We start from the raw sequence: 25,953 nt of genomic DNA, 5'->3' as shown, positions 1-25,953 counted from the left end.
GGCCCCGATGCAACGCCGCATCTTCGACGCCGACCACGAGGCGTTCCGCGAAACGGTCCGCACCTTCCTCACCAAGGAGGTGCTGCCGCACTACGAGCAGTGGGAGAAGGACGGCATCGTCAGCCGTGAGGCCTGGCGCGCCGCCGGCCGGCAGGGCCTGCTGGGCCTGGCCGTCCCGGAGGAGTACGGGGGCGGCGGGAACACCGACTTCCGCTACGCCGCCGTGATCGCCGAGGAGTTCACCCGGGCCGGGGCGGCCGGGCTCGCGATCGGCCTGCACAACGACATCATCGGCCCGTACCTGACCTCGCTCGCCACCGAGGAGCAGAAGCGGCGCTGGCTGCCCGGTTTCTGCTCCGGCGAGACGATCACGGCGATCGCGATGACCGAACCGGGCGCGGGCTCCGACCTCCAGGGGATCCGGACCACCGCCGAGGACCGCGGCGACCACTGGGTGCTCAACGGCTCGAAGACCTTCATCTCCAACGGCATCCTGGCCGACCTGGTGGTCGTGGTCGCCAAGACGACCCCCGAGGGCGGGGCGCACGGGCTCTCGCTGCTGGTGGTCGAGCGCGGCACGGAGGGCTTCGAGCGCGGCCGCAACCTCGACAAGATCGGCCAGAAGGCGCAGGACACCGCCGAGCTGTTCTTCCACGACGTACGCGTCCCCAAGGAGAACCTGCTCGGCGAGCTGAACGGCGCGTTCGTCCACCTGATGACCAACCTCGCGCAGGAGCGGATGGGCATCGCGATGGCCGGCATCGCCGCCGCCGAGTACCTGCTGGAGATCACCACCGCGTACGTGAAGGAGCGCGAGGCCTTCGGGCGGCCGCTCTCCAAGCTCCAGCACATCCGCTTCGAGATCGCGGAGATGGCCACCGAGTGCGCCGTCACCCGCACCTTCCTGGACCGCTGCATAGTCGACCACTCCAACGGCGAGCTGGACCACGTCCACGCCTCGATGGCCAAGTGGTGGGCGACCGAGCTCCAGAAGCGGGTTGCCGACCGCTGCCTGCAACTGCACGGCGGATACGGCTACATGAGCGAATACCGGGTCGCACGGGCCTTCATCGACGGCCGCATCCAGACCATCTACGGCGGCACGACCGAGATCATGAAAGAGATCATCGGCCGCTCCCTCCTCGGCTGACCTCCTTCTCCACCGACCTCCCCCCCCGTAATCCTTCGAAAGGCTTGACCAGTGAGCACCGAAGCGTACGTATACGACGCGATCCGCACTCCGCGCGGCCGCGGCAAGGCCAACGGCGCCCTGCACGGCACCAAGCCGATCGACCTGGTCGTCGGCCTCATCCACGCCCTGCGCGAGCGCAACCCCGGCCTGGACCCCGCCACCATCGACGACATCGTCCTCGGCGTCGTCGGCCCGGTCGGCGACCAGGGCTCCGACATCGCCCGGATCGCGGCCATCGCCGCGGGACTCCCGGACACGGTGGCCGGCGTACAGGAGAACCGCTTCTGCGCCTCCGGCCTGGAGGCCGTGAACATGGCCGCCGCCAAGGTCCGCTCCGGCTGGGAGGACCTGGTCCTCGCCGGCGGCGTGGAGTCCATGTCCCGCGTACCGATGGCCTCCGACGGCGGAGCCTGGTTCAACGACCCGATGACCAACTGGGACACCGGCTTCGTCCCGCAGGGCATCGGCGCCGACCTCATCGCCACCATCGAGGGCTTCTCGCGGCGCGACGTGGACGAGTACGCCGCCCTCTCCCAGGAGCGCGCGACCACCGCCATCAAGGAGGGCCGCTTCGCGAAGTCCGTCGTCCCGGTGACCGACCGCAACGGCCTGGTCGTCCTGGAGCACGAGGAGTTCGTCCGCCCGGGCACCACGGCCGACACCCTCGCCAAGCTCAAGCCGTCCTTCGCGGACATCGGCGACCTCGGCGGCTTCGACGCCGTCGCCCTGCAGAAGTACCACTGGGTCGAGAAGATCGACCACGTCCACCACGCGGGCAACTCCTCCGGCATCGTCGACGGCGCCTCGCTCGTGGCCATCGGCACCCGCGAGGCGGGCGAACGCAACGGCCTGGCGCCCCGCGCCCGGATCGTCTCGGCGGCCGTCTCCGGCTCCGAGCCCACCATCATGCTCACCGGCCCCGCCCCGGCCACCCGCAAGGCCCTCGCCAAGGCCGGCCTGACCATCGACGACATCGACCTGATCGAGATGAACGAGGCCTTCGCCGGCGTCGTGCTGCGTTTCGTCAAGGACATGGGCGTCTCCCTCGACAAGGTCAACGTCAACGGCGGCGCCATCGCGCTCGGCCACCCGCTCGGCGCCACCGGCGCCATGCTGCTCGGCACCGTCATCGACGAACTGGAGCGCCAGGACAAGCGCTACGGACTCGTCACCCTCTGCGTCGGCGGCGGCATGGGTGTCGCGACCGTCGTCGAGCGGCTCTGAACACCGTCCTGTAACCCCCAGACCTCCTCTCTGACACGGAAGTAGCGAGAAAATGAGCGCATCCACCACGATCCGCTGGGAACAGGACGAGACCGGCGTCGTCACCCTGACCCTCGACGACCCGAACCAGTCCGCCAACACGATGAACCAGGCCTTCAAGGACTCCATCGCGGCGATCGCCGACCGCGCCGAGGCCGAGAAGGACTCCATCCGCGGCATCATCTACACCTCCGCCAAGAAGACCTTCTTCGCCGGCGGCGACCTCAAGGACATGATCGGGCTGCGCCCCGAGCACGCGCAGCTCGCCTTCGACACCGGCACCGAGATCAAGCGCTCGCTGCGCCGCATCGAGACCCTCGGCAAGCCCGTCGTCGCCGCCATCAACGGCGCGGCCCTCGGCGGCGGATACGAGATCTGCCTCGCCTCCCACCACCGCGTGGCCCTCGACGTCCCCGGCTCCAAGATCGGCCTGCCCGAGGTGACCCTCGGCCTGCTCCCGGCCGGCGGCGGCGTCACCCGTACGGTGCGCCTCATGGGCATCGCCGACGCGCTGCTCAAGGTCCTGCTCCAGGGCACCCAGTACAACCCGCAGCGCGCCCTGGACAACGGCCTCGTGCACGAACTGGCCGCCACCCCCGAGGAGATGCTGGCCAAGGCCCGCGCCTTCATCGACGCGAACCCCGAGTCGAAGCAGCCGTGGGACGTGCCCGGCTACAAGATCCCGGGCGGTACGCCGTCCAACCCGCGCTTCGCCGCCAACCTCCCGGCGTTCCCCGCGAACCTCAAGAAGCAGCTGAACGGGGCCCCGTACCCGGCCCCGCGCAACATCCTGGCCTGCGCCGTCGAGGGCGCCCAGGTGGACTTCGAGACCGCGCTGACCATCGAGGCCCGCTACTTCACCGAGCTGGTCACCGGACAGACCGCCAAGAACATGATCCAGGCGTTCTTCTTCGACCTCCAGGCCGTCAACGCCGGCCGCAGCCGCCCGCAGGGCATCGCGCCCCGCAAGGTCAGCAAGGTCGCCGTCCTCGGCGCCGGCATGATGGGCGCGGGCATCGCGTACTCCTGTGCCCGCGCGGGCATCGACGTGGTGCTGAAGGACGTCACCGCCGAGGCCGCCGCGAAGGGCAAGGCGTACTCCGAGAAGCTGCTCGACAAGGCAGTCTCCCGCGGCCGCAGCACCGAGGCCCAGCGCGCCGAGCTGCTCGCCCGGATCACCCCGACCGCCGAGGCGGCCGACCTGGCGGGCTGCGACGCCGTCATCGAGGCGGTCTTCGAGGACACCTCCCTCAAGCACAAGGTGTTCCAGGAGATCCAGGACGTCATCGCCCCCGACGCGCTGCTCTGCTCCAACACCTCGACGCTGCCCATCACGGGTCTCGCGGAAGGGGTTTCGCGCCCCGTCGACTTCATCGGACTGCACTTCTTCTCGCCCGTCGACAAGATGCCGCTCGTGGAGATCATCAAGGGCGAGCGCACCGGCGACGAGGCGATCGCCCGCGCCTTCGACCTCGTACGGCAGATCAACAAGACCCCGATCGTGGTCAACGACTCGCGCGGCTTCTTCACCTCGCGCGTCATCGGCCAGTTCATCAACGAGGGCGTCGCGATGGTCGGCGAGGGCGTGGAGCCCGCCTCCGTCGAGCAGGCCGCCGCCCAGGCCGGGTACCCGGCCAAGGTGCTCTCCCTGATGGACGAGCTCACGCTCACCCTCCCGCGCAAGATCCGCAACGAGACCCGCAAGGCCTTCGAGGCCGACGGCCGCACGTGGACCGCGCACCCCGCGGACACGGTCATCGACCGCATGGTCGACGAGTTCGGCCGCCCCGGCCGCAGCGGCGGGGCCGGCTTCTACGACTACGACGAGAGCGGCAAGCGCGCCGGCATCTGGCCGGGCCTGCGTGAGCACTTCGCCAAGCCGGACGCGGACATCCCGTTCATCGACATGAAGGAGCGGATGCTCTTCTCCGAGGCCCTGGACACCGTCCGCTGCCTCGACGAGGGCGTGCTCACCTCGATCGCCGACGCCAACATCGGCTCCATCATGGGCATCGGCTTCCCGGCCTGGACGGGCGGCGTGATCCAGTACATCAACGGCTACGAGGGCGGCCTGCCGGGCTTCGTGGCCCGCTCCCGCGAGCTGGCCGCCCAGTACGGCGAGCGCTTCACCCCGCCGGCCTCGCTCGTCGCGAAGGCCGAGCGCGCAGAGACGTACACCGACTAGCGCGGTGACGCGGAAGGCGGGCCGGTTCCTTCCCGGCCCGCCTTCCCGGCCGGGCTTGCCCGCCGCGGCAGGACCCGCCGCGGCAGCGGTTCACGGCAGGGTCCAGAACACCCGCGTCACGAGGTAGAAGACGACGGCCCAGAAACCGAGCGCCGCCGCGACGATGCCGAGGCCGACGAGGTTGGTCCGCAGCGGCGGTGCGTCCGGTGCGGGCCACAGCCACCGCTTCAGCAGCCGGTTCACGTAGTAGGGCATCGTCAAGAAGCTCATGGCCACGCTCGACAGCAGGTTGCCCACGAGCAGCCCGAGCCAGATCGGCAAATTCAGCGGGGACAGGGCGAGCGCCAGCAGCACGACGGTCGGGTAGAGGCCCACCCAGACCGCAATGGCGGTCTTCGTTTCCGATGGCGGCGGCACCTCCCTGCCGTTCTCCTCGAACGCGAACCAGCTGCCGAACGAGTTCTCGATCGTGGTCAGTTTGAAGTCGCTGAACTTCTCCCCCTCCGCGAGCATCCGCCGCCGCTCCTCCGACGTCAGCCAGGCATCGAGGTGTTCGGCGCTGTCGTACCGGTAGAGCGTGGTCCATTCGTCCTGAAGACCTTCGATCGGGCGGAAGATCTCCGTGCCGCGGAAGCCCGGGAACTTGGTCTCCTCCTCGCCGATGGCGCGCTGCCACCGGAGGAAGTCGTCGACGTGGTGCGGGTGGACCCGGTGGGTCACCACCACCGTGACGAGCGGGTCCGTGGGCTGGGTGCCGCCGCTGATCACCTGCTGGGTCCCGGGGCCGTCGAAGAACTTCTCGCCGACCTCGAGGAGCCGCTGGCGGGTCGCGCCGTTGATCCACGCCTGCAGATTGGCCACCGAGTCGAACTGGTAGACGACGACCCAGTCGGGCTGCAGGTCCGTCGGCGGGTTCACCTCGGCGCCCAGGTGCCCGGCGTACCGGGATGCGGCGGTGTTGACGCCTTCCTGCCACTTCTCGTACTCCTCCTCCATGCCGGGCCGGACCCTGTGGCCGATGATGACCGTGGCCGAGGCCTCCGCCTGCTGTCCGGTGGTCATCGTCTCGGGCCCGACCGGGCCGACTGGCTCTCACCCAGCCGGCTGTAGATCCGCTCCGGAGTGAGGGGCAGCTCGCGGTAGCGGACGCCCGTGGCATCGCGGAGCGCGTTCGCCAGCGCGGGCGCCACCGGGTTGATGCAGCACTCCGCCATCCCCTTCGAGTGCATGGCCCCGACGGAGTCGGCGGAGCTCACCAGGAGCAGGTCGGTGCGCGGGACGTCGGCGTACGCGGGGATCCGGTAGTTGCGCAGGTTCGGGTTGACCACGACCCCGTCCGCGTCGATGCGGAGGTTCTCCGTCAGGGCGAATCCGATGCCCTGGGCGACACCCCCTTCCACCTGGCCGCGGACCTGCTCGGGGTTGATCAGCACGCCGGCGTCGGCCGCGTGGACGCTGTAGAGGATGCGGATCTCACCCGTCACCCGGTGGACGGCGATGCGGAACCCGTGGGTGTTGGAGGTGACGCTGCGCGGCGAACCGTAGGCCTTGCGGGCGGCGGTGAACCGGATGCCGCGTTCCCGGGCCACGGCGACGAGATCGGCCAGGGGCACGCGGTCGTCCCCGCACATGACGTACTCGTCGTCCATCGAGCACATCACGACGTGGACGCCTGTTTCCGCGGCGGCGAACTCCAGGATGCGGTCGCGCACGGCGTTGGCCGCCCGCAGGACGGCGTTGCCCGCCACGAAGAGTCCCGCGCTCGCGAAGGCGCCGGTGTCGAATCCCGTACGGTCCGTGTCCGACTGCACCAGGCGGATCCGCGACGGTGTGGTACCCAGCTGGGCGGCTGCGATCTGGACGTGCGCGGTCGACGTGCCCTCGCCGAACTCGACCGTGCCGACGGCGAGTTCGTAGACGAGGTCGTCGCCGAGCGTGAGCCAGGCCTCGGAGATGTGCTCGGTCGGGGGCGCGGTCTCGTGCATGGAACTCGCCACGCCGGTCCCCACGAGCCACCCGGGGCCGGGGGAGGGCTGGTCGGCCGTCCGGGCGAGCTCGCCGGCCACGAGGTCGATGCACTTGGCGAGCCCGTCCTCGTTGAACATCACGTCGTCGGGGCCGTCGTGCATCCCGACGAGCGGATCGCCGGGGCGCACGATGTTGCGGCGGCGCAGCTCGAGCGGATCCATGTGCAGGGCGATGGCCAGTTCGTCCATCGCGCATTCCACGGCGAAGGCCGGCTGGGTCATGCCGTACCCGCGCAGGGCTCCGCTCGGCACGGTGTTCGTGTAGACGGAGAAGGCGTCGTACTTCTTGTTGGGGCAGCGGTAGAGCATGACGGCGGAGCCGCCCGCGTACAGGGTCTCCCCGCCGTGGTTGCCGTAGGCGCCCGTGTCGGACACGTTGCGGACCTGGAACGCCGTGAGCGTGCCGTCGTTCTTCGCCCCGAGCTTGACCGTCAGCTTCATCGGGTGCCGGGGCGAGGCCGTGGTGAACTCCTCCTCGCGCGTGAACTCGAAACAGGAGGGCCGCCCGGTGTCCAGGGTGGCGAGGGCGACCAGGTCCTCGGAGATGACCTCCTGCTTGCCGCCGAAACCGCCGCCGACGCGCTTGCAGAACACGCGGAGCTGGTCCGGGCGCAGCGCGAACAGGTAGGCCAGCTTGACCTTCGCGATCGACGGCGACTGCGAACTGGTGCGCACGTTCAGCCGGCCGTCCTCCATCCAGGCGATCGAGCCGTGGGTCTCCAGGTGCGCGTGCTGCACGCGCGGTGAGAAGTAGGTGCCCTCGTGGATCACGTCGGCCGCCGCGAACCCCGCATCGACGTCCCCGATGTGCGAGTGGAGCTCGACCAGGAGGTTGTGGACGGAGTCCCGGACGAACGGGTCCACCGAGTCGTGCAGTTGGGGCGCCCCGTCGGCCATGGCCTCCTCGGGGTCGAAGACCGCGGGCAGCACCTCGTACGCGACGTCCAGCTTGCGGCAGCCCTCCTCCGCCGCCCCGACCGTGTCGGCGAGGACGACGGCGACGCGCTGTCCGACGAAGCGGACGGTGTCGTCGAGGATGTAGGTGTCGTCCGGATCGACGAGGTGGTCGGTGTGGATCGCCGTGGTGAACCGTTTGCGCGGTACGTCCTGCCAGGTGTAGACGCGTTGCACGCCGGGGACCGCGAGCGCGGCGGTCTTGTCGATCGAGACGATCCGGGCGTGGGCGTGGGGCGAGTGCAGCACCTTGAGGTGCAGCATTCCCTCCATGCGGGTGTCCATCGTGAACTCGGCGCGACCGGTCACCACGTCCTCGGCCGCGGGCGCGCCGACGCTCGTCCCGACGGCCTTGCCCGGAGCGGCCGTCTGCACGTGGGCGACGCCCTTGACCGCGTCCTCGATCCCCCGATAGCCGGTGCAGCGGCAGAGGTTGCCCTTCAGCGCCCGGGGCAGGTCCGCCTTCTGCTCCTCCGTGAAGGTCGCCGACGTCATGATCATCCCTGCGGTGCAGAAACCGCACTGGAAGCCGGGGGCGTCCCGGAACCGGCGTTGTACGGGATGCAGGTCGCCGGGCGATCCGAGGCCCTCGATCGTGGTCACCTCGTGGCCGTCCGCGCGGAAGGCCGGGGTGATGCAGCTGTGCACCGGAGTGCCGTCCAGCCATACGGTGCACGCACCGCAGTCGCCCGCGTCGCACCCCTTCTTGACGCCGAAGTGGCCGAGCGCGCGCAGGAAGGTGCGCAGGCACTGGCCGGGTTCCGGTTCGGAGTCGAAGCTCCGTCCGTTCACGAGGTACGTCATGCCGGGCCCCCCGCGAGAAGTTCGCCGCGGATCTCTTCGGCGAAGTGCCGTGTCAGGTGGCGACGGTGGTCGGGTGTCCCGTTGGGGTCGGCGAACCACACGTCGGCGGGGATGGCGTCGATGCTCTGCCGCAGGGTGAGGGCATCGGGCATGGTGTCGAAGGCGAACCGCACCGGCCGCGTGGTGCCCGCGGTGACGGTGAGCAGCAGATCGCTCCTGCCGGGCGTGTGCGTGCCGATGAGGAACACGGTCGAACGACCGAGGTGCGTCAGGGTGAAGCGGCGGTGCGCGGGCCGTTTGCTCAGGGCGTGTGCCGGAACGTCGATCCGGCGCAGCACCTCCCCGGGCGCGAGGACGTTGCGGTTGTTCCCGGTCACGAAGTCGAGGGCGTCGACGGTGCGCACGGACCCGTCGGGGGCCCACAACTCGTACCGGGCCTCCAGTGCGACCGTGAGCGTGATCATCGGGCCGGCCGGCAGTGACATGCAGATGTTTCCGCCGACGGTCGCCGCGTTCCAGACCTTGAACGAGGACAGGAACGCCTCGCAGGCCGTCGGTATGAGGGTGCCCGCGGTCCATTCGTCCGGCGGTGCGAAGCCGTACAGGTCGCGGATGGTGCACGTGGCACCGATCTCCAGGCCCGCGTCGCTCGGCACCAGGGGGTCCCAGGGCAGCGACGTCAGGTCGATCAGGCGGCGCAGGTCGGGCTGCTCCGCGGAGTACAGCCAGGTACCGCCCGCGAGCCAGGCATCCCCGGGGCGCCAGTCGGAACCCGGCTGGTCGGCCGGCCGCCGGACGACTTCGGTGATGGTGTTCAGGTCCATGGGAATCGAGCTCCCTCACGAAGGTGATCGTGAACTGCCCACGGGTGGACCGGCCCGGCACGGAACGTCCCTTTCACCGTACCCAGAACGGACCGGCCCCGCTCGGCGTGGCCCGGTCCCGTCCGGGCGCACTACGCGCGGGGCTGCTCGCCGGAGTCGAAGGCCGCCCGCAGTTCCTCCTTCAGCGACCGCTGGAACGCGGTCACCAGCGCCTGCACCACCATCGGCTGCATGTGCGCCGACAACGCCTTCATCGACTCCACCCGCTCCGGATCGCTCTCGCCCTCCGTGAACGGCCCCCACACCTCGTCCCGGAACAGCGCCGTCAGCTGGTGCGCCGCCGTCCGCGCGTGCTCCAGCAGCACCTTGCGCGCCACCAGGATCGTCTCGTGCGCGATGGGCACGTCGAGCAGCGCGACCCCCAGCCGCAGCAGCCCCACATCGACCCGGAAGCCCTCCGGGGCCGGCGCCAGCACGTTCATCGCCGTCAGCCGCCGGATCTCCGTGTCCGTCAGGGTGCGCCCGGCCCGCTTCTCCAGCTCCTCCCGCGAGACCTCCTGGGGCGCGTCCGGCGCCCAACTGGACACCATCGCGCGGTGGATGGCCAGGTCGTGCGCGCTCAGGTCGTCGGGCAGCGCGTCCAGATAGCGCTCGATGGCGGACAAGGTCATGCCCTGGTGCTGCAGTTCCTCGATGAGCGCCAGCCGCGACAGGTGCTCCGGCCCGTAGTGCCCCACCCGACGAGGGCCGATCACGGGAGGAGGCAAAAGCCCGCGCGTGCTGTAGAAACGAACGGTGCGCACGGTGACGCCCGCCCTGGCCGCCAGCTCGTCGACTGTGAGCATCGGCTCGGGTGCCTGGTCGGCCATCGTCTGCGCCTCGCTCTCTGCTCCACAGCTTGGGTTCAACAGTATTGCTGTCGCACCAACGATGTGAAACGGCCAGGAGCTGCCCATGACCACGAAACTGCGACTGCCCGGACGACCCGAAGAGCTCACCCTCCCCGCGCTGCTGGCGCGCAACGCCGCCGAGTTCGGGGACCTCCCCGCCCTCTCGTGGCGCGAGGGCGACGGCTGGACGACCCTCAGCTGGACCGAGGTCCGCCGCAAGGTCGCCGTCCTCGCCTCCGGATACGCCGCCCTCGGCATCGAACGGGGCGAACACGTCCTGATCATGATGGGCAACCGCCCCGAGCACTGGCTCAGCGATCTCGCCCTCGTCCACCTCGGCGCCGTCCCCGTCACCGTGTACGGGACCTCCGCGCCCGAGCAGATCGCCCACATCGCCCGCCACAGCCGGGCCCGGGTCGCCGTCATCGAGGGCGCCCGCGAGCTGGCCCGGTGGGAACCGCTGCTCGCCGACGGGCAGGTGCCCCTGGAGCGGCTGGTCGTGGCCGAGGCCGCCGATGCGGGTACGCACCGTACGTACGGCTCCCTGCACGCGAGCGGCGCCCGTACGCACCGCCCCGACGCCTTCGAGAAGGCCTGGCAGGAGGCCCGCCCCGAGGACCCGCTGACCGTCGTCTACACCTCCGGCACCACCGGCGACCCCAAGGGCGTCCGGCTGACCCACCGCAACATCATGCTCCAGTCCGTCCGCCTCGACCGGCGCGTGGATCTGCCCGAGCACGCCGAGCACATCTGCTACCTGCCGTTCGCGCACATCGCCGAGCGGATCCTCGGCATCTACCTGCCGCTGCTGCGGGCGGCCCACGTCCGGCTCGTCGCCGACCCCGCCGCCGTGGGGAGCGCGGTCCGCGAGCTGCACCCGGTGCAGTTCTTCGGCGTGCCCCGGGTGTGGGAGAAGCTCGCCGCGTCCGTACGGGCCGTGCTCGCGCAGCTTCCGGCCGTGCAGCGGGACGCCATCGAGGCCGCGAACGACCTGGCCCGCGCCCGGGCCGGCCACCGGGAGCGCGGCGAGGCGGTCCCGGCCGCGCTCGAGGCCTCGTACGCCCGGGCCAAGGAGCAGGTGCTGGACCCCCTGCTGGGCCTGGCCGGGCTGGACCGGCTCCAGTGGACGGCCAGCGCCACCGCGCCGATGCCGATCGACGTGGTGCGGTTCTGGGCGGGCTGGGGGATCACCATCATGGACGCCTGGGGGCTCACCGAGACCTCGGGCGTGTGCACGGTCAACAGCCCGGACGGATTCCGGCTGGGCTCGGTGGGACGCCCGATCGAGGGGCTCGAGCTGCGGCTCGCCGAGGACGGGGAGATCCACACGCGGGGCGGGACCGTCTTCGGCGGCTACCTGCGGCCCGACGGGTCGGTCGAGAGCGCGCACGACGCCGAGGGCTGGTTCCCGACCGGGGACATCGGCCGCCTCGACGAGGAGGGGTTCCTCTGGCTGACCGACCGCAAGAAGGAACTCATCATCACCTCGAACGGCAAGAACGTCTCGCCGGCCCTGGTGGAGAACACCGTCAAGGAGCATCCGCTGATCGGCCAGGCCCTGGTGCACGGCGACGGCCGCTCCTACCTCGTCGCCCTGCTGGTGCTGGACGGGGAGCTGGCCCCGGCGTGGGCGGCGGCCCGCGGCATCGAGGCCGGTTCGCTCGCCGATCTCGCGGCGCACCCGGCCGTCCGGGAGGAGATCGCCCGGGCGGTCGCGGCGGCCAACGCCCGGCTCAACCGGACGGAGCAGATCAAGCGCTACCGGCTGCTGACCGAGGAGTGGGGCCCCGACTCCGGGGAGCTCACCCCGTCGCTGAAGCTGCGCCGCCGGGTGGTGCGGGAGAAGTACGGCGCCCTGATCGACGGGCTGTACGAGGAGCCGTACGCGGACGCGCACGAGGGCCCGTACGAGGGCTCACCCGGGGCGGTCTGGACGGCCTAGCCCGGATGGCCCTGTCCGGTGGGCGCACGACCGCCCACCGGACGAGGGTGGGAGGATGCCGGAGCCCCGTTTCAGCCGCGAGGAGATCCAGGCCCTCGCGCAGCTCAGCCCGTTCGAGCTGAAGGACAGGTTCATCCAGCTCGCCCAGGCGGCCCAGGCCGACGAGCCAGGCCAGAAGGGCACCGCGGCCCGCGCCATGCTCAACGCGGGCCGCGGCAATCCGAACTGGATCGCCACCGGCCCCCGCGAGGCCTTCCACGCCCTCGGCCACTTCGCCCTGGAAGAGTCCCGGCGCGTGTGGACCGCGGACGACCTCGGCGGGATGCCCGAGCGGCAGGGGATCGGCAAGCGCTTCGACGCCTGGATCCGCCGCCACCCGGACCTGCCCGGCACCGAACTGCTGGCCGCGTGCGTGGCGTACGCCCTGTCGCGGTGGGGGTTCGACCGGGACGCCTTCGTGCACGAGCTGACCGACGCCGTGACCGGCGACAACTACCCGGTGCCGGACCGGATGCTGGTCCACGCCGAGCAGGTCGTCCGCGGCTACCTCGACTTCGAGATCTTCGGTGACCGGCCGGCCGTGGACCGCCTGTCGCTGTTCGCGACCGAGGGCGGCACGGCCGCCGTGTGCTACATCTTCGACTCGCTCGTGCAGAACGGGATCCTCCACAAGGGCGACAAGATCGCCCTGATGACCCCGGTGTTCACCCCGTACATCGAGATCCCCGGGCTCGACACCTTCGAGTTCGAGCTGGTCGACGTCAGCGCGAACCTGTTCGCAGAGACGGGCGTGCGCCAGTGGCGCTATCCACCGGAGGAGGTCGCCAAGCTCGCCGACCCGGACGTCAAGCTCGTCTGCCTGGTCAACCCGAGCAACCCGCCGTCCCTGGCGCTGAGCGACCGGGTGGCGCAGCAGATCAAGGAGATCGTGGCCACCGCCAACCCGCGCCTGCTGATCGTCACAGACGATGTGTACGGCACCTTCGTGCCCGGGTTCCGCTCGCTCGCCGCCGAACTCCCGCGCAACACACTGCTGGTGTACTCGTACTCCAAGCACTACGGGGCGACCGGCTGGCGGCTCGGCGTCATCGGCCTGCACGACGACAACGTCATCGACGAGATGATCGCGGAGCTCCCGCAGGAGCAGAAGGACCGGCTCGCCCGGCGGTACGGCTCCCTCAGCCTGGAGCCGGAGCGGATCCGCTTCATCGACCGGATGGTCGCGGACTCCCGCTCGGTGGCCCTCAACCACACGGCGGGACTCTCCCCGCCGCAGCAGGCGCTGATGGTGCTCTTCTCGCTGTTCGACCTGCTGGACGAGGGCCAGGCGTACAAGGAACGCATCCGCGGGATCGTCCAGCGGCGCCTCGGCCTCCTGCTGGAGGGCGCGCAGATGAAGATCTCCGACGACGACAGGCGGGCCGGCTACTACGTCGAACTCGACCTGCTGGCCGAGGCGGAACGCGTCCACGGCAAGGACTTCGCGGACTTCCTGGAGAAGAACTACGAGCCGGTCGACCCGCTGTTCCGCCTCGCGGAACAGACCTCGGTGGTGCTCCTGAACGGCGGCGGCTTCGACGGACCGCAGTGGTCGGTCCGCGTCTCGCTGGCCAACCTCGACGACCTGGACTACCTCAAGATCGGCCACCACCTGCGGGCGATCTTCCAGGAGTACGCGGCGCAATGGCAGCGCATGAAGGACGGGGCGGACGGCGGCTGAGCTGCGTACGGGGGCGCCCCCGCGGATGCCCGTCGCGCGGGGGCATCCGCGGGAGCGCTGACTAGCGGCCGATCAGCGGGTAGTGGTCGGAGAGGTTGGTGTAGGTGTACGAGGTGCCCCAGCTGGAGACGGTCCAGGGCGCCGACTGCTCCTTGACCACGTTGTTCTCCCAGCCCGCCGGGCGGGCGTTGCCCTTGCGGTAGAGGACGTAGTCCAGGTCCTCGCGCGGGTCGGTCGGGTAGCGGTAGTTCGCGATGGAGTTCAGCGCGGTGTCGAAGGAGTACGGGTGACCCGTGCGCGAGTCGGAGTCCGCCAGGTCGGCATGGGCGAGCATCGACGCGAACTCGGGGGTGCGGGAGTCGACGTTCATGTCGCCCGCGACGATGACCTGCTCGTTCGCCGGGATGTTCTTGCCGTCCAGGAAGGCGTCCATCACCTTGAACTGGCGGGCGCGCATGTCCGCCGCCTCGCCCGCGCCGCAGCCCGGGTCGGTGGACTGCGCGTGGGTGCCGACCACGTGGACCTTGGTGCCGTTGACGTTCAGCACGACGTAGGCGAAGCCCTTGTTGGACCACCAGTCGGCGCCGCAGGCGTCCTTGTAGACGACCTGCTCCTTGCGGACGATCGGCCACTTGCTCAGGACCGTGACGCCGCCGTCCTCGGGAGTGGTGGAGGAGTAGGCGCCGCCCGTGGCGTCCCAGCCGCTCTTGCTGCGGCCGACGACCGGGGTCTGGTAGGGGTACTGCGCCGAGGCGTTGGACTTCAGGGCGTCCGAGGCGCCGTTGTCGAAGGCCTCCTGGAGGACGACCACGTCGTGGCCCTGGAAGAAGGACGCCTTGGGGATCTCCGAAGCGCGGTGGTCCTGACCCCAGTTGGGGTAGAGGTTCTTGCTCATCAGGAACACGTTGTACGTCAGGACGCTGAGCCGCGGGGCCGCGGCGCTCTCCGCGGCCGAGGCGGCCGGCGCGCTGGTGGCGGCCAGCGCGCCGGCGGCGATCGCCGCAACGGCCGTGGCGGCGGCACGGTTGCGACCGAGCTTGGTGTGCAGCATGAGGTCTCCATCATTCCTGCAGGGGGAGATCGACTCCGTCATCCAAGCAGCCGCGGTTACCTCTGGGTAACACCCGTGACAAGACTTTCTGTCCGGGAGCCGACGTCTGGCACTCGCATACTGGAACCATGAGAGAAACAGGGCTTCCCGCACCCGGACCGACGGGACCGGCGGGATCTGCCGGACCGACGACCGCGCGCCGCCCCGATCCCGAGCCGCCGGCGCCCGGCGGGGTGCTCTGGACCATCTCCGGCGACATCCGGGCCCTGCTGATGCTGCCCGCCGCCTTCACGATGCAGGTCGCCCACCCCGCGATCGGGGCCGGCGTCGACGAGCACTCGGTCTTCCGCACCGACCCCTGGGGGCGCGGCGAGCGCTCGCTGCGCTCCGTCCAGCTGTGGGTGTACGGCGGGGAGGAGGCCGCAGAAGAGGGCCGCCGGGTGCGCCGCCTGCACAAGGAGATCCAGGGCATCGACACCCGGGGCCGGCGCTACCACTCCCTCGACCCCGCCTGCTACTCCTGGGTGCACGCCACAGGCTTCCCGATCTACCTCTACGCGGGGCGCCACCTGCTGCGCCGCTTCACCCCCGCCCAGGAGCGGCAGCTGTACCGGGAGTGGCTCCAGGTGGGCCGGATCCTCGGCGTACGTGACCGGGACATGCCGCAGAGCATCGAGGAGTACTGGGTCTACTACCGCCGGATGCTGGCGGAGGAGATCGAGCCGACCAAGGTCGCCCGCGAGCTGGTCGCCACGGACGTACCGCTGCCCCGGCCCGCGGGCGGCTCCCTGCCGGTGCGGCTGCTGCTGCGGCTCACCTGGCCGGTGCTCCGGAAGGCGTTCCTGCACTTCCGGGCCTTCGTCACCGTCGGGTACATGCCGCCCGACGCCCGCGCCGCCATCGGGCTGGAGTGGAGCCCGGCCCAGGAGCGCAGGCTCCGGCGGTTCAGCACGGCCGTACGGCTCCTCGTACCGCTGCTGCCGGAACGGCTGCGGTACCTGCCGATCGCGCGGGCGGCGCGGGAGCGGTGGCGCGCCGGCACCCCCTGACGGGCGCCGGCGCGCGGGTCCTCGTACGTGCTGCCGCGCTCAGTGCTCGTGGATCGTGTTCGTCTCGGCGATCTTCTTCCACGACTTCGGCTCCACCGGCTTCGCGGCGGGGGCCTTGAGCGACCGGGCGCCCGGCGAGGCCGCACCCGGGGCCGCGGCGGCCGGCGGGGCGAACGCCGGCTTGCCCGGGGTGTACAGCCAGGTCTCGAACAGCTGGGCCAGCGGCTTGTCCGACACCTTCTCCGCGTACCGGACGAAGTCCCCGACCTTGGCGTTGCCGTAGGCCCGCTCGGTCGGCCAGCCCTTGAGGATCCGGAAGAACTTCTCGTCGCCGATCTCGTTGCGCAGCGCCTGCAGGGCGATCGCGCCGCGGTCGTAGACGGCCCCGTGGAACTGGTTGTCCGGGCCCGGGTCGCCCGGCTTGACCTGCCAGAACGGGTCGTCCGCCGCGCGCAGCCCGTACGCCCAGTCGGCGAGCTCCTGCGCGGTGCCCTCGCCCTCCTTCTCCGACCACAGCCACTGGCTGTAGCGGGCGAAGCCCTCGTTGATCCAGATGTCCTTCCAGCCGTCGACGGACACGCTGTCGCCGTACCACTGGTGGGCCAGCTCGTGCACGACCACCGAGACGTTGGCGCCGTTCGAGAACTGCTTCGGGCTGTAGAACGGCCGGGTCTGCGTCTCCAGGGCGAAGCTCGACGGCACGTTGGGCACGTAGCCGCCGAGCGCGTTGAAGGGGTACGGCCCGAAGACCCCCTCCAGCCACTCGGCGACCTCGCCGGTCCGCTCCACGCTCGCGCGGGCCGCGCCCGCGTTGTCGCCGAGGTCCTTGCTGTACGCGTTGAGGATGGGCAGCCCGCTCGCCGTCTTGTCGGTGGTGACGTCGAACTTGCCGATGGCGAGGGTGGCGAGGTACGTGGCCTGCGGCTTGTTCGAGCGCCAGTTGTACCGGGTCCAGCCGAGCCGGGAACTCTGCGACTGGAGCACGCCGTTGCTGATGGCCTGGGTGCCGTCGGGGACGTTGACCGAGATGTCGAAGGTGGCCTTGTCGAGCGGGTGGTCGTTGCTCGGGAACCACCAGACGGCCGAGTCGGGCTCCTGCGCCGCGACGCCGCCGTCCGGGGTGCGCGCCCAGGCCGACCAGCCGTCGATCTTGAACTCCGAGGGCTTTCCGGCGTACTTGACGACGACGCTCGCCGGCTTGTCCTTCTGCAGCGGCTGGGCGGGGGTCACCTCCAGCTCGTGGTCCCCGGACGTGGCGAACTTCGCCTTGGCGCCGTTGACCCGGATCTCGCTGACCTTCAGGCCGAAGTCCAGGTTGAAGCGGGAGAGGTCCTGCCGGGCGGTGGTCAGCAGGGTGGCCGTGCCCTCCAACAGGTCCGTCTTCGGCTGGTACTGCAGGCGCAGGTCGTAGTGGGACACGTCGTATCCGCTGTTGCCGCTGGCCGGGTAGTAGGGATCACCGATACCCGGGGCCCCTTGGACCGAACTCGCCGCCGACGCCGGGATCACCAGCAGGAGGGAAGCGGCGAGCACGCTCGGGGCGATGACTTTGCGGTGCACGAAGAGCTCCAATGGGTAGGGAGTCAGTTCCGATCAAGGCCTTGTCGTTCGACCGTATTCACGCCTGACCCCCCACGTCATGTCCATGGCCCCTGCTGTCACACGATCGCCATTCGGCCGTCACGGTCCGGCGGCCGCACCGGGCCCGGGCTGCGGCGCAGCCGGGGCCCACCGTCCCCGAAGAGCCCGATCCGGGTGCGCGGACCGCCAACTCCCGGGGTGGCGAAGTGCCGAAGAAAGGCCAGAAAGTGAGTGCGGCCGCGGTCGCGCCGGCCGGCCCGCGCCCTTGCCCGGAACCGCCGACGGCCCGCAGGGCAGCTTCCCTGCGGGCCGTCACGTGCCGTCACGAGCCGTCCGATGGCGTTCGGCTGGACGGCCTAGTTGCCGTTCGGCGAGATGCCGTTCAGCTTCGACTGCGTCGACAGGAACTGGTTGCCGATGCCGGTGTCGTTGCTCGCGAAGTACCCCGACGCGCCGCGCAGTGCGGTCTTCTCCGCTGACAGACGGCCCATCAGGTTCTTCACCTGCTGGTCCCAGGTCTCCGCCACCTTCTTCAGGCCGGCGGCCGTCTCCCAGCCCTCGAAGCCCTTCTGGGCGCTGCCGGTGTCGGCGTCCGCGTGCTCCGCGGCGCTCTTGGTGTTCGGCTCCAGCTCGTTCTCGATCGTGTTCGCGGCGGCCTTCTTCTGGGCCGGCGTCGAAGCGAAGTCCGGGGACCCGCCCGGGGCGAAGGGCCCCATCGGGCCGGTCGGCCCCGTCGGCCCGCTCGGATCGGCCGGCACGTGGTTCAACCGCATGCCGACCTGCAGGTCCGACACTTGACCGTTATCTCCTGGCATGTCCACGCCTCCCCGTTGGCACCGGCTCGATCTTAAGCAGGGCAACCGCATACCGGCCAAGGGGCCGGCGCCAAGCACACGTTTCCTTCACGGTCCGGCGAGCGACCCGGACTACCCGGCATACTGAGCGGTCGGTAACCTGAGCGGCATGACGATTCCTGCGCGCGCCGCCCGCAACTGTTGGCATGCAGCGATCAACCCGCTGCACGCGACCATCTACTTCTCGCCCGACCTGGGCAAGGAGTTCGCCGCCCTCGGTGTCACCGAGCGGTCCGCCGTGAACCTCGCCTCGCGGTCCGCCGCCATGGGCGCCGTCGGCGCCGGGACGGTCACCGCCACCTTCTACAACTACCGCCACGACTTCGTCGCCCGGCACCTGCCCGCCGTCTGGGACACGATCACCCCCGCGCAGGCCCTCGACGCCCGGCTGCGCGCCGCCGACGGCACCCTGCGCCGGCTGCTCGGCGACGAGACCGTCGAGTCCCCGGAGCTCGCCGAGGCCGCCGACCTCGCCCTGCGCGCCACCGAGGGCTGCAGCCGGCACGCCCGGACCCTCTACGCGGCCCACGCCGACCTCCCCGTACCCGAGGAGCCGCACCTGCGCCTGTGGCACGCCACCACCCTGCTGCGCGAGCACCGCGGCGACGGCCACCTCGCCGCCCTGCTCCTCGCCGGGCTGGACCCGCTGGAGGCCCTGGTCAGCCACACCGCCACCGGCCGCGGCATGACCCCGAAGTGGATCAAGGCGATCCGCGGCTGGGAGCAGTCCGACCTCGACGCCGCCGCCGACCGGCTGCGCGAGCGCGGGATCCTCGACGCCGACGGCGAGCTCACCGAGGAGGGCAAGGCCGTGCGCGAGCGCCTCGAGACCGACACCGACCGCCTCGACGCAGCCCCGTACGAGCACCTCGGCGCCGACGGCCTGGCCCGGCTCGCCGAACTCGGCGGCGGATTCGTCATGAAGGCCTTCGCCGCCGGCGCCTTCCCCGCCGACGCCTTCGGCAAGGCCTGAGGAAGCGGGGCCAAGGCCCGGGCGCGGGTCTCCCGGCCCCCGTCACCGCCACCTGCCACAATTGGCAGCCTTCCAGTGCAAACGAAGGCAGGCGGGACCCGATCGTGACGATGTCCATCGAAGGCAGGATCGCCGAGGAGCTCGGCGTACGGGAGCGGCAGGTCAAGGCCGCCGTCGAGCTGCTCGACGGCGGCTCCACCGTGCCGTTCATCGCGCGCTACCGCAAGGAAGCGACCGAGATGCTCGACGACGCCCAGCTGCGCACCCTCGAGGAGCGGCTGCGGTATCTGCGCGAGCTCGAGGACCGGCGCGCGGCGATCCTGGACTCCGTACGGGAGCAGGGCAAGCTCGACGCCGAGCTGGAGGCCCGGATCAACGCGGCCGACACCAAGGCGCGGCTGGAGGACATCTACCTCCCGTTCAAGCCCAAGCGGCGCACCAAGGCGCAGATCGCCCGCGAAGCCGGCCTGGAGCCGCTCGCCGAGAGCCTGCTGGCCGACCCGTCGGTGGATCCGGTCGCCGCCGCGGCCGCGTTCGTGGACGCCGACAAGGGCGTCGCGGACCCGGCCGCCGCCCTGGAGGGCGCCCGCGCCATCCTCACCGAGCGGTTCGCCGAGGACGCCGACCTGATCGGCGAGCTGCGCGAGCGCATGTGGGGCCGCGGCCGGCTCGCCGCGAAGGTCCGCGAGGGCAAGGAGGAGGCGGGCGCCAAGTTCGCCGACTACTTCGACTTCGCCGAACCCTTCACCGCGCTGCCCTCGCACCGCGTCCTCGCCATGCTGCGCGGCGAGAAGGAGGACGTCCTCGACCTCAACCTGGAGCCCGAGGAGCCTTCGGAGGCTCCTGGGCCCTCCACGTACGAGGGCATGATCGCCCGCCGCTTCGGGGTGAACGACCGCGGCCGGCCCGGCGACAAGTGGCTCGGCGACACCGTCCGCTGGGCCTGGCGTACGAAGATCCAGGTGCACCTCGGCATCGACCTGCGGATGCGGCTGCGCCAGGCCGCCGAGGACGAGGCCGTACGGGTCTTCGCCGCCAACCTGCGCGACCTGCTGCTCGCCGCCCCGGCCGGCACCCGGGCGACCCTCGGTCTCGACCCGGGCTTCCGCACCGGCGTGAAGGTCGCCGTCGTGGACGCCACCGGCAAGGTCGTGGCCACGGACGTGATCTACCCGCACGTCCCCGCCAACAAGTGGGACGAGTCCCTCGCCAAGCTGGCCCGCCTCGCGAAGGAGCACGCGGTCGAGCTGGTCGCCATCGGCAACGGCACCGCCTCGCGCGAGACCGACAAGCTCGCCGGGGACCTGATCACGCGCCACCCCGAGCTGAAGCTCACCAAGGTGATGGTGTCCGAGGCCGGCGCCTCCGTGTACTCGGCCTCCGCCTTCGCCTCGCAGGAACTCCCGGACATGGACGTGTCGCTGCGCGGCGCGGTCTCCATCGCCCGCCGCCTCCAGGACCCGCTCGCCGAGCTCGTCAAGATCGACCCCAAGTCGATCGGAGTCGGCCAGTACCAGCACGACCTCTCCGAGACGAAGCTCTCGCGCTCGCTCGACGCGGTGGTGGAGGACTGTGTGAACGGCGTCGGCGTGGACGTCAACACCGCCTCCGCGCCCCTGCTCTCGCGGGTGTCGGGCATCAGCGGCGGACTCGCCGAGAACATCGTGGCCCACCGCGACGCCAACGGCCCGTTCCGCAGCCGCAAGGCGCTCAAGGACGTGGCCCGGCTCGGCCCGAAGGCGTACGAGCAGTGCGCGGGCTTCCTGCGGATCCGCGGCGGGGACGACCCGCTGGACTTCTCCAGCGTGCACCCCGAGTCGTACCCGCTGGTCCGGGGCATGGCCAAGACGGCCGGCAGCGAGGTGGCGGCCCTGATCGGCAACACCGGCGTACTGCGCTCGCTGCGGCCGGAGCAGTTCGTCACCGAATCCTTCGGCCTGCCGACCGTGACGGACATCCTGCGCGAGCTGGAGAAGCCGGGCCGCGACCCGCGGCCCGCCTTCAAGACGGCCACCTTCAAGGAGGGCGTCGAGAAGATCGGCGACCTGGCGCCCGGGATGATCCTGGAGGGCGTGGTCACCAATGTCGCGGCCTTCGGCGCGTTCATCGACATCGGCGTCCACCAGGACGGGCTGGCGCACGTCTCGGCGCTGTCGAAGAACTTCGTCAAGGACCCGCGGGACGTGGTCAAGCCGGGCGACATCGTCCGCGTGAAGGTCATGGACGTGGACGTCCCGCGCAAGCGGATCTCCCTGACCCTGCGGCTTGAGGACGAGGCCGACCGCTCGGCGGGCGCACCCCGGCAGCGCGAGGACCGCCAGGAACGCCAGGACCGGCGCGGCGGCGGCCGTCCCCCGCAGCAGCGCGGAGGCGGCCAGGGCGGGGGCCAGGGCGGGGGCCAGCGCCAGGGAGGCCAGCGCCAGGGCGGCGGCCAGGGCGGCCAGCGCCAGGGCGGCCAGGGCGGCAGCGGCTCCCCGGCGCCGGCCAACAGCGCGATGGCGGACGCCCTCCGCCGTGCCGGCCTCACCGGCGCCCCGGACGACCGCCGCAAGCGATAGGCCGGCGCGGATCCGCGGCTCCACCGGCAGTGGTCGGGGGAGCCGCGGGGTCGACTTCCAGCAGATCGTCAACTCCGAGCCACGGCACGGGAAATATGGGATTCTGCGATCCCAGACCTTCCGCGAGCAGGGAGTGGCACGGACGGATGAAGCAATGGCTGGCCGACCGGGGCGTCCACTACCTGTTCCTGCTCTTCTCCGCCGTCCTCGGTGTGGCCGTCGCCGTCGTCTCCGTGTGGGCGGACGGGGCCCAAGGGGCCGACAAGCGGCAGTGGGCCCTCATAGCCGGCGTCTCCGCCTTCGGCGTCGTCCTGATCACCCACTTCGAGAAGCGCCTGGTGGAGAAGGGCAAGAAGCGGGCCGAGGACCGGGCCGTCCGGGCGGAGGCGGGGATGGCGCAGCTGTACACGACGACGCTGCGCCCGTTGAGCGAGAAGATCAAGGCGCTGGCGGAGTCGTACGCGGACGCGGCCCCGCTCCCGGCCGCGCTGCCCTCGCAGACGGTCTCCGACCTGGACGCCCTGCGCAAGGACGTCCTCGATGAGGTCCTGGCCGGAGCGGTCGACCTCACGGCTCCGCCGCTGGGGCCGAGCTACCTCCCCCGCGCGCGGTGCAGTTTCTACCTGTACGACGCCGCCACGGGCGGTTTCACGCTGGAGGCCAGCTACCCCGGCTACCGGCCGCCCAGGAACGTCATCGACCCGGTCGGCGCCGCGCACATGAAGAACGAGATCCTCGGCGGCGGCGGCAAGACCTTCAGGATCGACGGCGACCAGGTGACGCGGTCCTACCTCATCCCCGAAGGCACCGGATACGAAGCGGTCATCGCCGTCCCCGTCATTCACGGCACCCAGGAGATAGGCGTACTCTCGGTCGACGCACCCCGCTTCGCGGATTTCATCGATCCGCACGTGACGCTCATGGAATCGCTCGCCCGCATCCTCGCCGCCTCCTACGCACTCAAGTAAGGGAGGCTTGCGATGTCTTCGTACGATCCAGGCGAACCCGGCCGGGCGTCGGCACCGGCATCCGCGTGGTCCGACGAACACCCCATGCCCCCGCACCTGGAGGGCGTCGGTCCCGAGAACTGGCGTCGGCTGCTGGAGAACGAGCGCGTCCGCCGAGCCGCCCTCGACGCGGCACGCCGCCACGTGGAAGCCGAACTGGCCCGTCCGCGCGAGCGGAACCTGTCCAACCTGGGCGTCACCGCCGTCGCGGCGCTCGTGTTCGGCGTCATCGCCGTCGCCCTGTTCGCCACGGGCTTCGGGCAGTGGAGCCTCCTTCCCCTGGCCCTGCTGGTGCCGGCGGTCCTGCTGGCCCTGGGCTACGGCCGCCTGGTGCTCCGCGCACGGCGTCGCCCGCCGGGTTCCAGGATGGCCGAATAGGCACCCCATCGGGGGAGCTGCCTTGCGAACTCCCGTACAAGATCTGTACGCATGGTGGAACGCCCGTTCGTCGACTGGTGAACAGGCTTCCGGTTTCTCCCTCAGGACCCCACTCCCCGAGGCCGCCTTGAAGGCACAGGACGCCATGCCCACGCCCACGCACGCCTACCGACGCTGCCCGCGAAAGGGTCCGAAGAGGGATCACATGCCCCACTCGCAACCCAGCCTCCGTAAACGGTGCGAGAAGATTCTCGGCCATCTGGATCTGACGCACCCGTTCTCCCTCGAAGGGCTGTGCAACCGGATCGCCGAGCAGCGGGGCCGCCCCATCCGCCTGCACCCGCTTCCCAAGGAAGCGGCGGAATCCGGGGTCTGCGGGCTGTGGGTGGGCACCGCCACCGTCGACTACGTCTTCTACGAGGCCCAGACCACCCCGCTCCACCGCGAGCACATCGTGCTCCACGAGCTCGGGCACATCCTGTTCGGCCACCACTCCCTGGAGGCCGAGGACACCGACGGGCAGGCCCCGGTCGTCCTCGGCCGCACCAACTACACCACCAGCCAGGAGCGGGAGGCGGAAATGCTCGCCAGCATGATCCGCATCCGAACGACGGGCCCCTGCCCGCAGTCCGCCGCCGCACCCCGCGGCACCCTCGCCTGGCTGGAATCCGCCATGGGCTACGGGCGGGGGGACCGTGGGCGCCGCTGAACTCACCGCCGTCGGCGACTGGCTCGCCGTACCCGGCGTCGTCTGCCTCTGGATCGCGGTCCTGCTGCGCGCCCCTGCCGCCCTGCGCTCCCCGCAGCAGCGCGGCCTGTGGCTCGCCGTCGCCACCGCCGCCGCGGCGATGACCCTGAACCTCCCGGACGTCGTCACGTACGCGATGCGCGACCCGCACTACGCGCACACCGTCGGCCTCGTCCGCAACCTCATCGGCGTGCTCTCCGCGGGCACCGTGCTCTACTTCGTCGCCGCCGCCACCCGCGGCCGGGTCCTCCAACTCGCCGCCTGGACGGGCACGGCGGCCTGGCTGACCGTCCTCGTGGTGCTGGACACCGTCGCGCCCGCGCACGGCACGCACACCATCCCGCCGCAGGGCGATCCGGTGCCCTCCCTGGCGTACTGGCTGTTCCTGATCTCCGCGCACCTGCTCGCCAACATCACCTGCGTCTCCCTCTGCTGGCGCTACAGCCGCCGCAGCGAGAGCAGGGGCCTCGCCGCCGGGCTGCGGCTGTTCGGCCTCGGCACCGCGCTCGCCGGGCTGTTCTGGTTCGTGTACCTCCTCAAGGCCCTGTTCGGCAGCACCTGGGCGATGCCCGCCCTGCCGCTGATGATGAACCTGCACGGGCTGCTGCGCGCCGCCGCGATCCTCGTGCCGACCCTGTTCGTCCTGCGCCGCACGGGCGCCGACATCGCCACCGCCTGGCGGCTGTGGCCGCTGTGGCACGACCTGGTCCAGGCCGTCCCGCACGTCGCCCTCACCAAGCCGCGGGCCGGCCGGGTCGTGGAGCTGCTGTGGCCGCCGGTCCCGCGCAACCTGCTGGTGTACCGCAAGGTGATCGAGACCCGCGACGCGATCCTGATCCTCGGCGAGTACGTCGCCCCGGGCGTCCCCGAGCTCGCCCGCAGCCATGTCACCGGGCACGGGATCCCCGAGCAGCGGCGCACCGCGGCCGCGCTGGCCTGCGTACTGAAGGAGGCGCGGCAGGCGAAGCTCGCCGGACGGACCGGACAGCCGGGGGAGGACGCGGCCTGGGAGCTGCCGGCCGCGATGCAGACCTCCGCCGAGGGCGGCGACCTGGACGACGAGGCCCGGTTCCTGGTCGACGTGGCCCAGGCCTACGGCTCGCCGGCGACCACGGACTTCACCCCGGAACGCCCGAACGCCGTGTAGGACCTGAGGGCCTCAGCACCTGGACCCTGAACAACCGTAGGAAGTGACGTTCTCTTGACCACCGTTCTGATCACCGGGGCCAGTGCCGGACTCGGCGCCGCCTTCGCCCGCGGCTTCGCGGCCAAGGGCTGCGACCTCGTCCTGGTCGCGCGCGACAAGGACCGTCTCGAAGCCGTGGCCCGGGAGCTCGGCCGGGAGTTCGGCACGGACAGCGAGGTGCTGGCCGCCGATCTGCTGGACGACGCGGACTGCACGGCCGTCGCCGAGCGGCTCGCCGACCGGGACCGGCCCGTGGACATCCTGGTCAACAACGCGGGCTTCGGGCTCCCCGCGCCGTTCCCGTACAGCCCGGTCGAGGACGAGGAGCGGATGCTCGACCTGCTGGTGAAGGTCCCGCTGCGGCTCACCCACGCCGTGCTGCCGCGGCTGCGCGAGCGCCGCCGGGGCGCGGTGGTGAACGTCTCCTCGGTGGCCGGACTGCTGCCGACCGGGACGTACGGGGCCGCCAAGGCCTGGGTCACCGCGTTCAGCGAGTCCCTGCGGGTGGACATGGCGCCGTACGGGGTCCGGGTGCTCGCGGTGGTCCCGGGATTCACCCGCACCGAGTTCCAGGCGCGGGCCGGGATGGACGTGAGCGCCCTGCGCGAGGCGGTGTGGCTGGAGCCCGAGGCCGTGGTGGCCAAGGCCCTGCGGGACCTGGCCCTGGGGGGGGGGGGGGGGGGGGGGGGGGGGGGGGGGGGGGGGGGAGGAGAGGGGGGGGGGGGGGGGGGGGGGGGGGGGGGGGGGGGGGGGGGGGGGGGGGTACG

General features: G+C 71.2%; 20 protein-coding genes (1 of these 20 running past the window's edge). 13 read left to right on the top strand and 7 right to left on the bottom strand.

Features of this window, described 5'->3' with window-relative positions:
* Positions 1–7: 7 nt before the first annotated feature.
* From ACZ49B_RS08875 to ACZ49B_RS08865, 3 genes are read left to right on the top strand one after another with little or no spacing between them, the layout of a single operon-like run.
* On the top strand, positions 8–1,150 hold the full coding sequence (locus tag ACZ49B_RS08875; RefSeq protein ID WP_468302172.1) for an acyl-CoA dehydrogenase family protein: 1,143 nt from the start codon (positions 8–10) through the stop codon (positions 1,148–1,150).
* 51 nt (positions 1,151–1,201) lie between these two features.
* Entirely contained in the window at positions 1,202–2,416 is a 1,215-nt protein-coding gene (locus tag ACZ49B_RS08870; RefSeq protein WP_468302170.1) for an acetyl-CoA C-acetyltransferase, read from the top strand.
* 52 nt (positions 2,417–2,468) lie between these two features.
* Positions 2,469–4,640, top strand: a complete 2,172-nt coding sequence (locus ACZ49B_RS08865) for a 3-hydroxyacyl-CoA dehydrogenase NAD-binding domain-containing protein (RefSeq protein WP_468302167.1) — start codon at positions 2,469–2,471, stop codon at positions 4,638–4,640.
* A 90-nt stretch (positions 4,641–4,730) separates the two neighbouring features.
* Here ACZ49B_RS08865 and ACZ49B_RS08860 read toward each other — a convergent pair whose 3' ends face one another.
* From ACZ49B_RS08860 to ACZ49B_RS08845, 4 genes are all read right to left on the bottom strand, one after another.
* Positions 4,731–5,702, bottom strand: coding sequence for an antibiotic biosynthesis monooxygenase (locus ACZ49B_RS08860; protein WP_468302165.1), 972 nt, complete (start codon positions 5,700–5,702; stop codon positions 4,731–4,733).
* The gene (locus ACZ49B_RS08855) at positions 5,699–8,425 is read right to left on the bottom strand and encodes a molybdopterin-dependent oxidoreductase (RefSeq protein WP_468302162.1); all 2,727 of its coding nucleotides are present in this window, start codon (positions 8,423–8,425) and stop codon (positions 5,699–5,701) included. Before ACZ49B_RS08855 ends, ACZ49B_RS08860 begins: the two co-directional genes overlap by 4 nt.
* Positions 8,422–9,249, bottom strand: coding sequence for an FAD binding domain-containing protein (locus tag ACZ49B_RS08850; RefSeq protein WP_468302159.1), 828 nt, complete (start codon positions 9,247–9,249; stop codon positions 8,422–8,424). Before ACZ49B_RS08850 ends, ACZ49B_RS08855 begins: the two co-directional genes overlap by 4 nt.
* 131 nt (positions 9,250–9,380) lie before the next feature.
* The gene (locus tag ACZ49B_RS08845; protein WP_468302156.1) at positions 9,381–10,118 is read right to left on the bottom strand and encodes a MerR family transcriptional regulator; all 738 of its coding nucleotides are present in this window, start codon (positions 10,116–10,118) and stop codon (positions 9,381–9,383) included.
* An 85-nt stretch (positions 10,119–10,203) separates the two neighbouring features.
* On the opposite strand from ACZ49B_RS08845, the gene ACZ49B_RS08840 reads away from it, so the two are divergent.
* The gene (locus ACZ49B_RS08840) at positions 10,204–12,081 is read left to right on the top strand and encodes an AMP-dependent synthetase/ligase (RefSeq protein ID WP_468302153.1); all 1,878 of its coding nucleotides are present in this window, start codon (positions 10,204–10,206) and stop codon (positions 12,079–12,081) included.
* A 55-nt stretch (positions 12,082–12,136) separates the two neighbouring features.
* Positions 12,137–13,801 carry a bifunctional aspartate transaminase/aspartate 4-decarboxylase gene (locus ACZ49B_RS08835; protein ID WP_468302151.1) on the top strand — a complete coding sequence of 555 codons (1,665 nt, stop codon included), beginning with the start codon at positions 12,137–12,139 and terminating at the stop codon, positions 13,799–13,801.
* A 61-nt stretch (positions 13,802–13,862) separates the two neighbouring features.
* Here ACZ49B_RS08835 and sph read toward each other — a convergent pair whose 3' ends face one another.
* Complete coding sequence (gene sph / locus ACZ49B_RS08830; RefSeq protein ID WP_468302148.1) at positions 13,863–14,852, bottom strand: sphingomyelin phosphodiesterase; 990 nt, start codon at positions 14,850–14,852, stop codon at positions 13,863–13,865.
* Positions 14,853–14,980: 128 nt separating this feature from the next.
* Here sph and ACZ49B_RS08825 point away from each other — a divergent pair, with 128 nt between their 5' ends.
* Positions 14,981–15,901, top strand: coding sequence for an oxygenase MpaB family protein (locus ACZ49B_RS08825; RefSeq protein WP_468302145.1), 921 nt, complete (start codon positions 14,981–14,983; stop codon positions 15,899–15,901).
* 39 nt (positions 15,902–15,940) lie between these two features.
* On the opposite strand, the gene ACZ49B_RS08820 is transcribed toward ACZ49B_RS08825, so the two are convergent.
* Together ACZ49B_RS08820 and ACZ49B_RS08815 are read right to left on the bottom strand one after the other, a co-directional pair.
* Positions 15,941–17,461 (bottom strand): M1 family metallopeptidase, encoded by a 1,521-nt coding sequence (locus ACZ49B_RS08820; RefSeq protein ID WP_468302142.1) that lies wholly within the window; start codon positions 17,459–17,461, stop codon positions 15,941–15,943.
* 377 nt (positions 17,462–17,838) lie between these two features.
* Positions 17,839–18,276, bottom strand: a complete 438-nt coding sequence (locus ACZ49B_RS08815) for a hypothetical protein (RefSeq protein WP_468302139.1) — start codon at positions 18,274–18,276, stop codon at positions 17,839–17,841.
* Between the two features lie 169 nt (positions 18,277–18,445).
* Here ACZ49B_RS08815 and ACZ49B_RS08810 point away from each other — a divergent pair, with 169 nt between their 5' ends.
* From ACZ49B_RS08810 to ACZ49B_RS08780, 7 genes are all read left to right on the top strand, one after another.
* Positions 18,446–19,309, top strand: coding sequence for an SCO6745 family protein (locus ACZ49B_RS08810; RefSeq protein ID WP_468302136.1), 864 nt, complete (start codon positions 18,446–18,448; stop codon positions 19,307–19,309).
* A 104-nt stretch (positions 19,310–19,413) separates the two neighbouring features.
* Entirely contained in the window at positions 19,414–21,867 is a 2,454-nt protein-coding gene (locus ACZ49B_RS08805) for a Tex family protein (RefSeq protein ID WP_468302133.1), read from the top strand.
* Between the two features lie 146 nt (positions 21,868–22,013).
* Positions 22,014–22,835 carry a hypothetical protein gene (locus tag ACZ49B_RS08800; RefSeq protein ID WP_468302130.1) on the top strand — a complete coding sequence of 274 codons (822 nt, stop codon included), beginning with the start codon at positions 22,014–22,016 and terminating at the stop codon, positions 22,833–22,835.
* Between the two features lie 84 nt (positions 22,836–22,919).
* Entirely contained in the window at positions 22,920–23,252 is a 333-nt protein-coding gene (locus tag ACZ49B_RS08795) for a hypothetical protein (RefSeq protein ID WP_468302127.1), read from the top strand.
* A 205-nt stretch (positions 23,253–23,457) separates the two neighbouring features.
* The gene (locus ACZ49B_RS08790) at positions 23,458–23,961 is read left to right on the top strand and encodes a hypothetical protein (protein WP_468302124.1); all 504 of its coding nucleotides are present in this window, start codon (positions 23,458–23,460) and stop codon (positions 23,959–23,961) included.
* Complete coding sequence (locus ACZ49B_RS08785; protein ID WP_468302121.1) at positions 23,948–25,147, top strand: MAB_1171c family putative transporter; 1,200 nt, start codon at positions 23,948–23,950, stop codon at positions 25,145–25,147. The genes ACZ49B_RS08790 and ACZ49B_RS08785 overlap by 14 nt, the downstream gene beginning before the upstream one ends.
* 54 nt (positions 25,148–25,201) lie before the next feature.
* Positions 25,202–25,953, top strand: the 5' portion of a protein-coding gene (locus ACZ49B_RS08780; RefSeq protein ID WP_468302118.1) for an SDR family NAD(P)-dependent oxidoreductase. Its footprint extends 25 nt past the window's final position; the window shows 752 of its 777 coding nt (coding positions 1–752); it begins with the start codon at positions 25,202–25,204; the stop codon falls past the right edge of the window.

The sequence above is a fragment of the Streptomyces sp. NPDC031132 genome (assembly GCF_055570595.1).
This window is presented reverse-complemented; position numbering and strand designations above follow the sequence as displayed.

Coding starts and splice junctions, on each gene's coding strand:
- ACZ49B_RS08875 (WP_468302172.1), top strand. CDS start 8: ATGCAACGCCGCATCTTCGACGCCGACCACGAGGCGTTCCGCGAAACG.
- ACZ49B_RS08865 (WP_468302167.1), top strand. CDS start 2,469: ATGAGCGCATCCACCACGATCCGCTGGGAACAGGACGAGACCGGCGTC.
- ACZ49B_RS08860 (WP_468302165.1), bottom strand. CDS start 5,702: ATGACCACCGGACAGCAGGCGGAGGCCTCGGCCACGGTCATCATCGGC.
- ACZ49B_RS08855 (WP_468302162.1), bottom strand. CDS start 8,425: ATGACGTACCTCGTGAACGGACGGAGCTTCGACTCCGAACCGGAACCC.
- ACZ49B_RS08850 (WP_468302159.1), bottom strand. CDS start 9,249: ATGGACCTGAACACCATCACCGAAGTCGTCCGGCGGCCGGCCGACCAG.
- ACZ49B_RS08845 (WP_468302156.1), bottom strand. CDS start 10,118: ATGGCCGACCAGGCACCCGAGCCGATGCTCACAGTCGACGAGCTGGCG.
- ACZ49B_RS08840 (WP_468302153.1), top strand. CDS start 10,204: ATGACCACGAAACTGCGACTGCCCGGACGACCCGAAGAGCTCACCCTC.
- ACZ49B_RS08835 (WP_468302151.1), top strand. CDS start 12,137: ATGCCGGAGCCCCGTTTCAGCCGCGAGGAGATCCAGGCCCTCGCGCAG.
- sph (WP_468302148.1), bottom strand. CDS start 14,852: ATGCTGCACACCAAGCTCGGTCGCAACCGTGCCGCCGCCACGGCCGTT.
- ACZ49B_RS08825 (WP_468302145.1), top strand. CDS start 14,981: ATGAGAGAAACAGGGCTTCCCGCACCCGGACCGACGGGACCGGCGGGA.
- ACZ49B_RS08810 (WP_468302136.1), top strand. CDS start 18,446: ATGACGATTCCTGCGCGCGCCGCCCGCAACTGTTGGCATGCAGCGATC.
- ACZ49B_RS08800 (WP_468302130.1), top strand. CDS start 22,014: ATGAAGCAATGGCTGGCCGACCGGGGCGTCCACTACCTGTTCCTGCTC.
- ACZ49B_RS08795 (WP_468302127.1), top strand. CDS start 22,920: ATGCCCCCGCACCTGGAGGGCGTCGGTCCCGAGAACTGGCGTCGGCTG.
- ACZ49B_RS08790 (WP_468302124.1), top strand. CDS start 23,458: ATGCCCCACTCGCAACCCAGCCTCCGTAAACGGTGCGAGAAGATTCTC.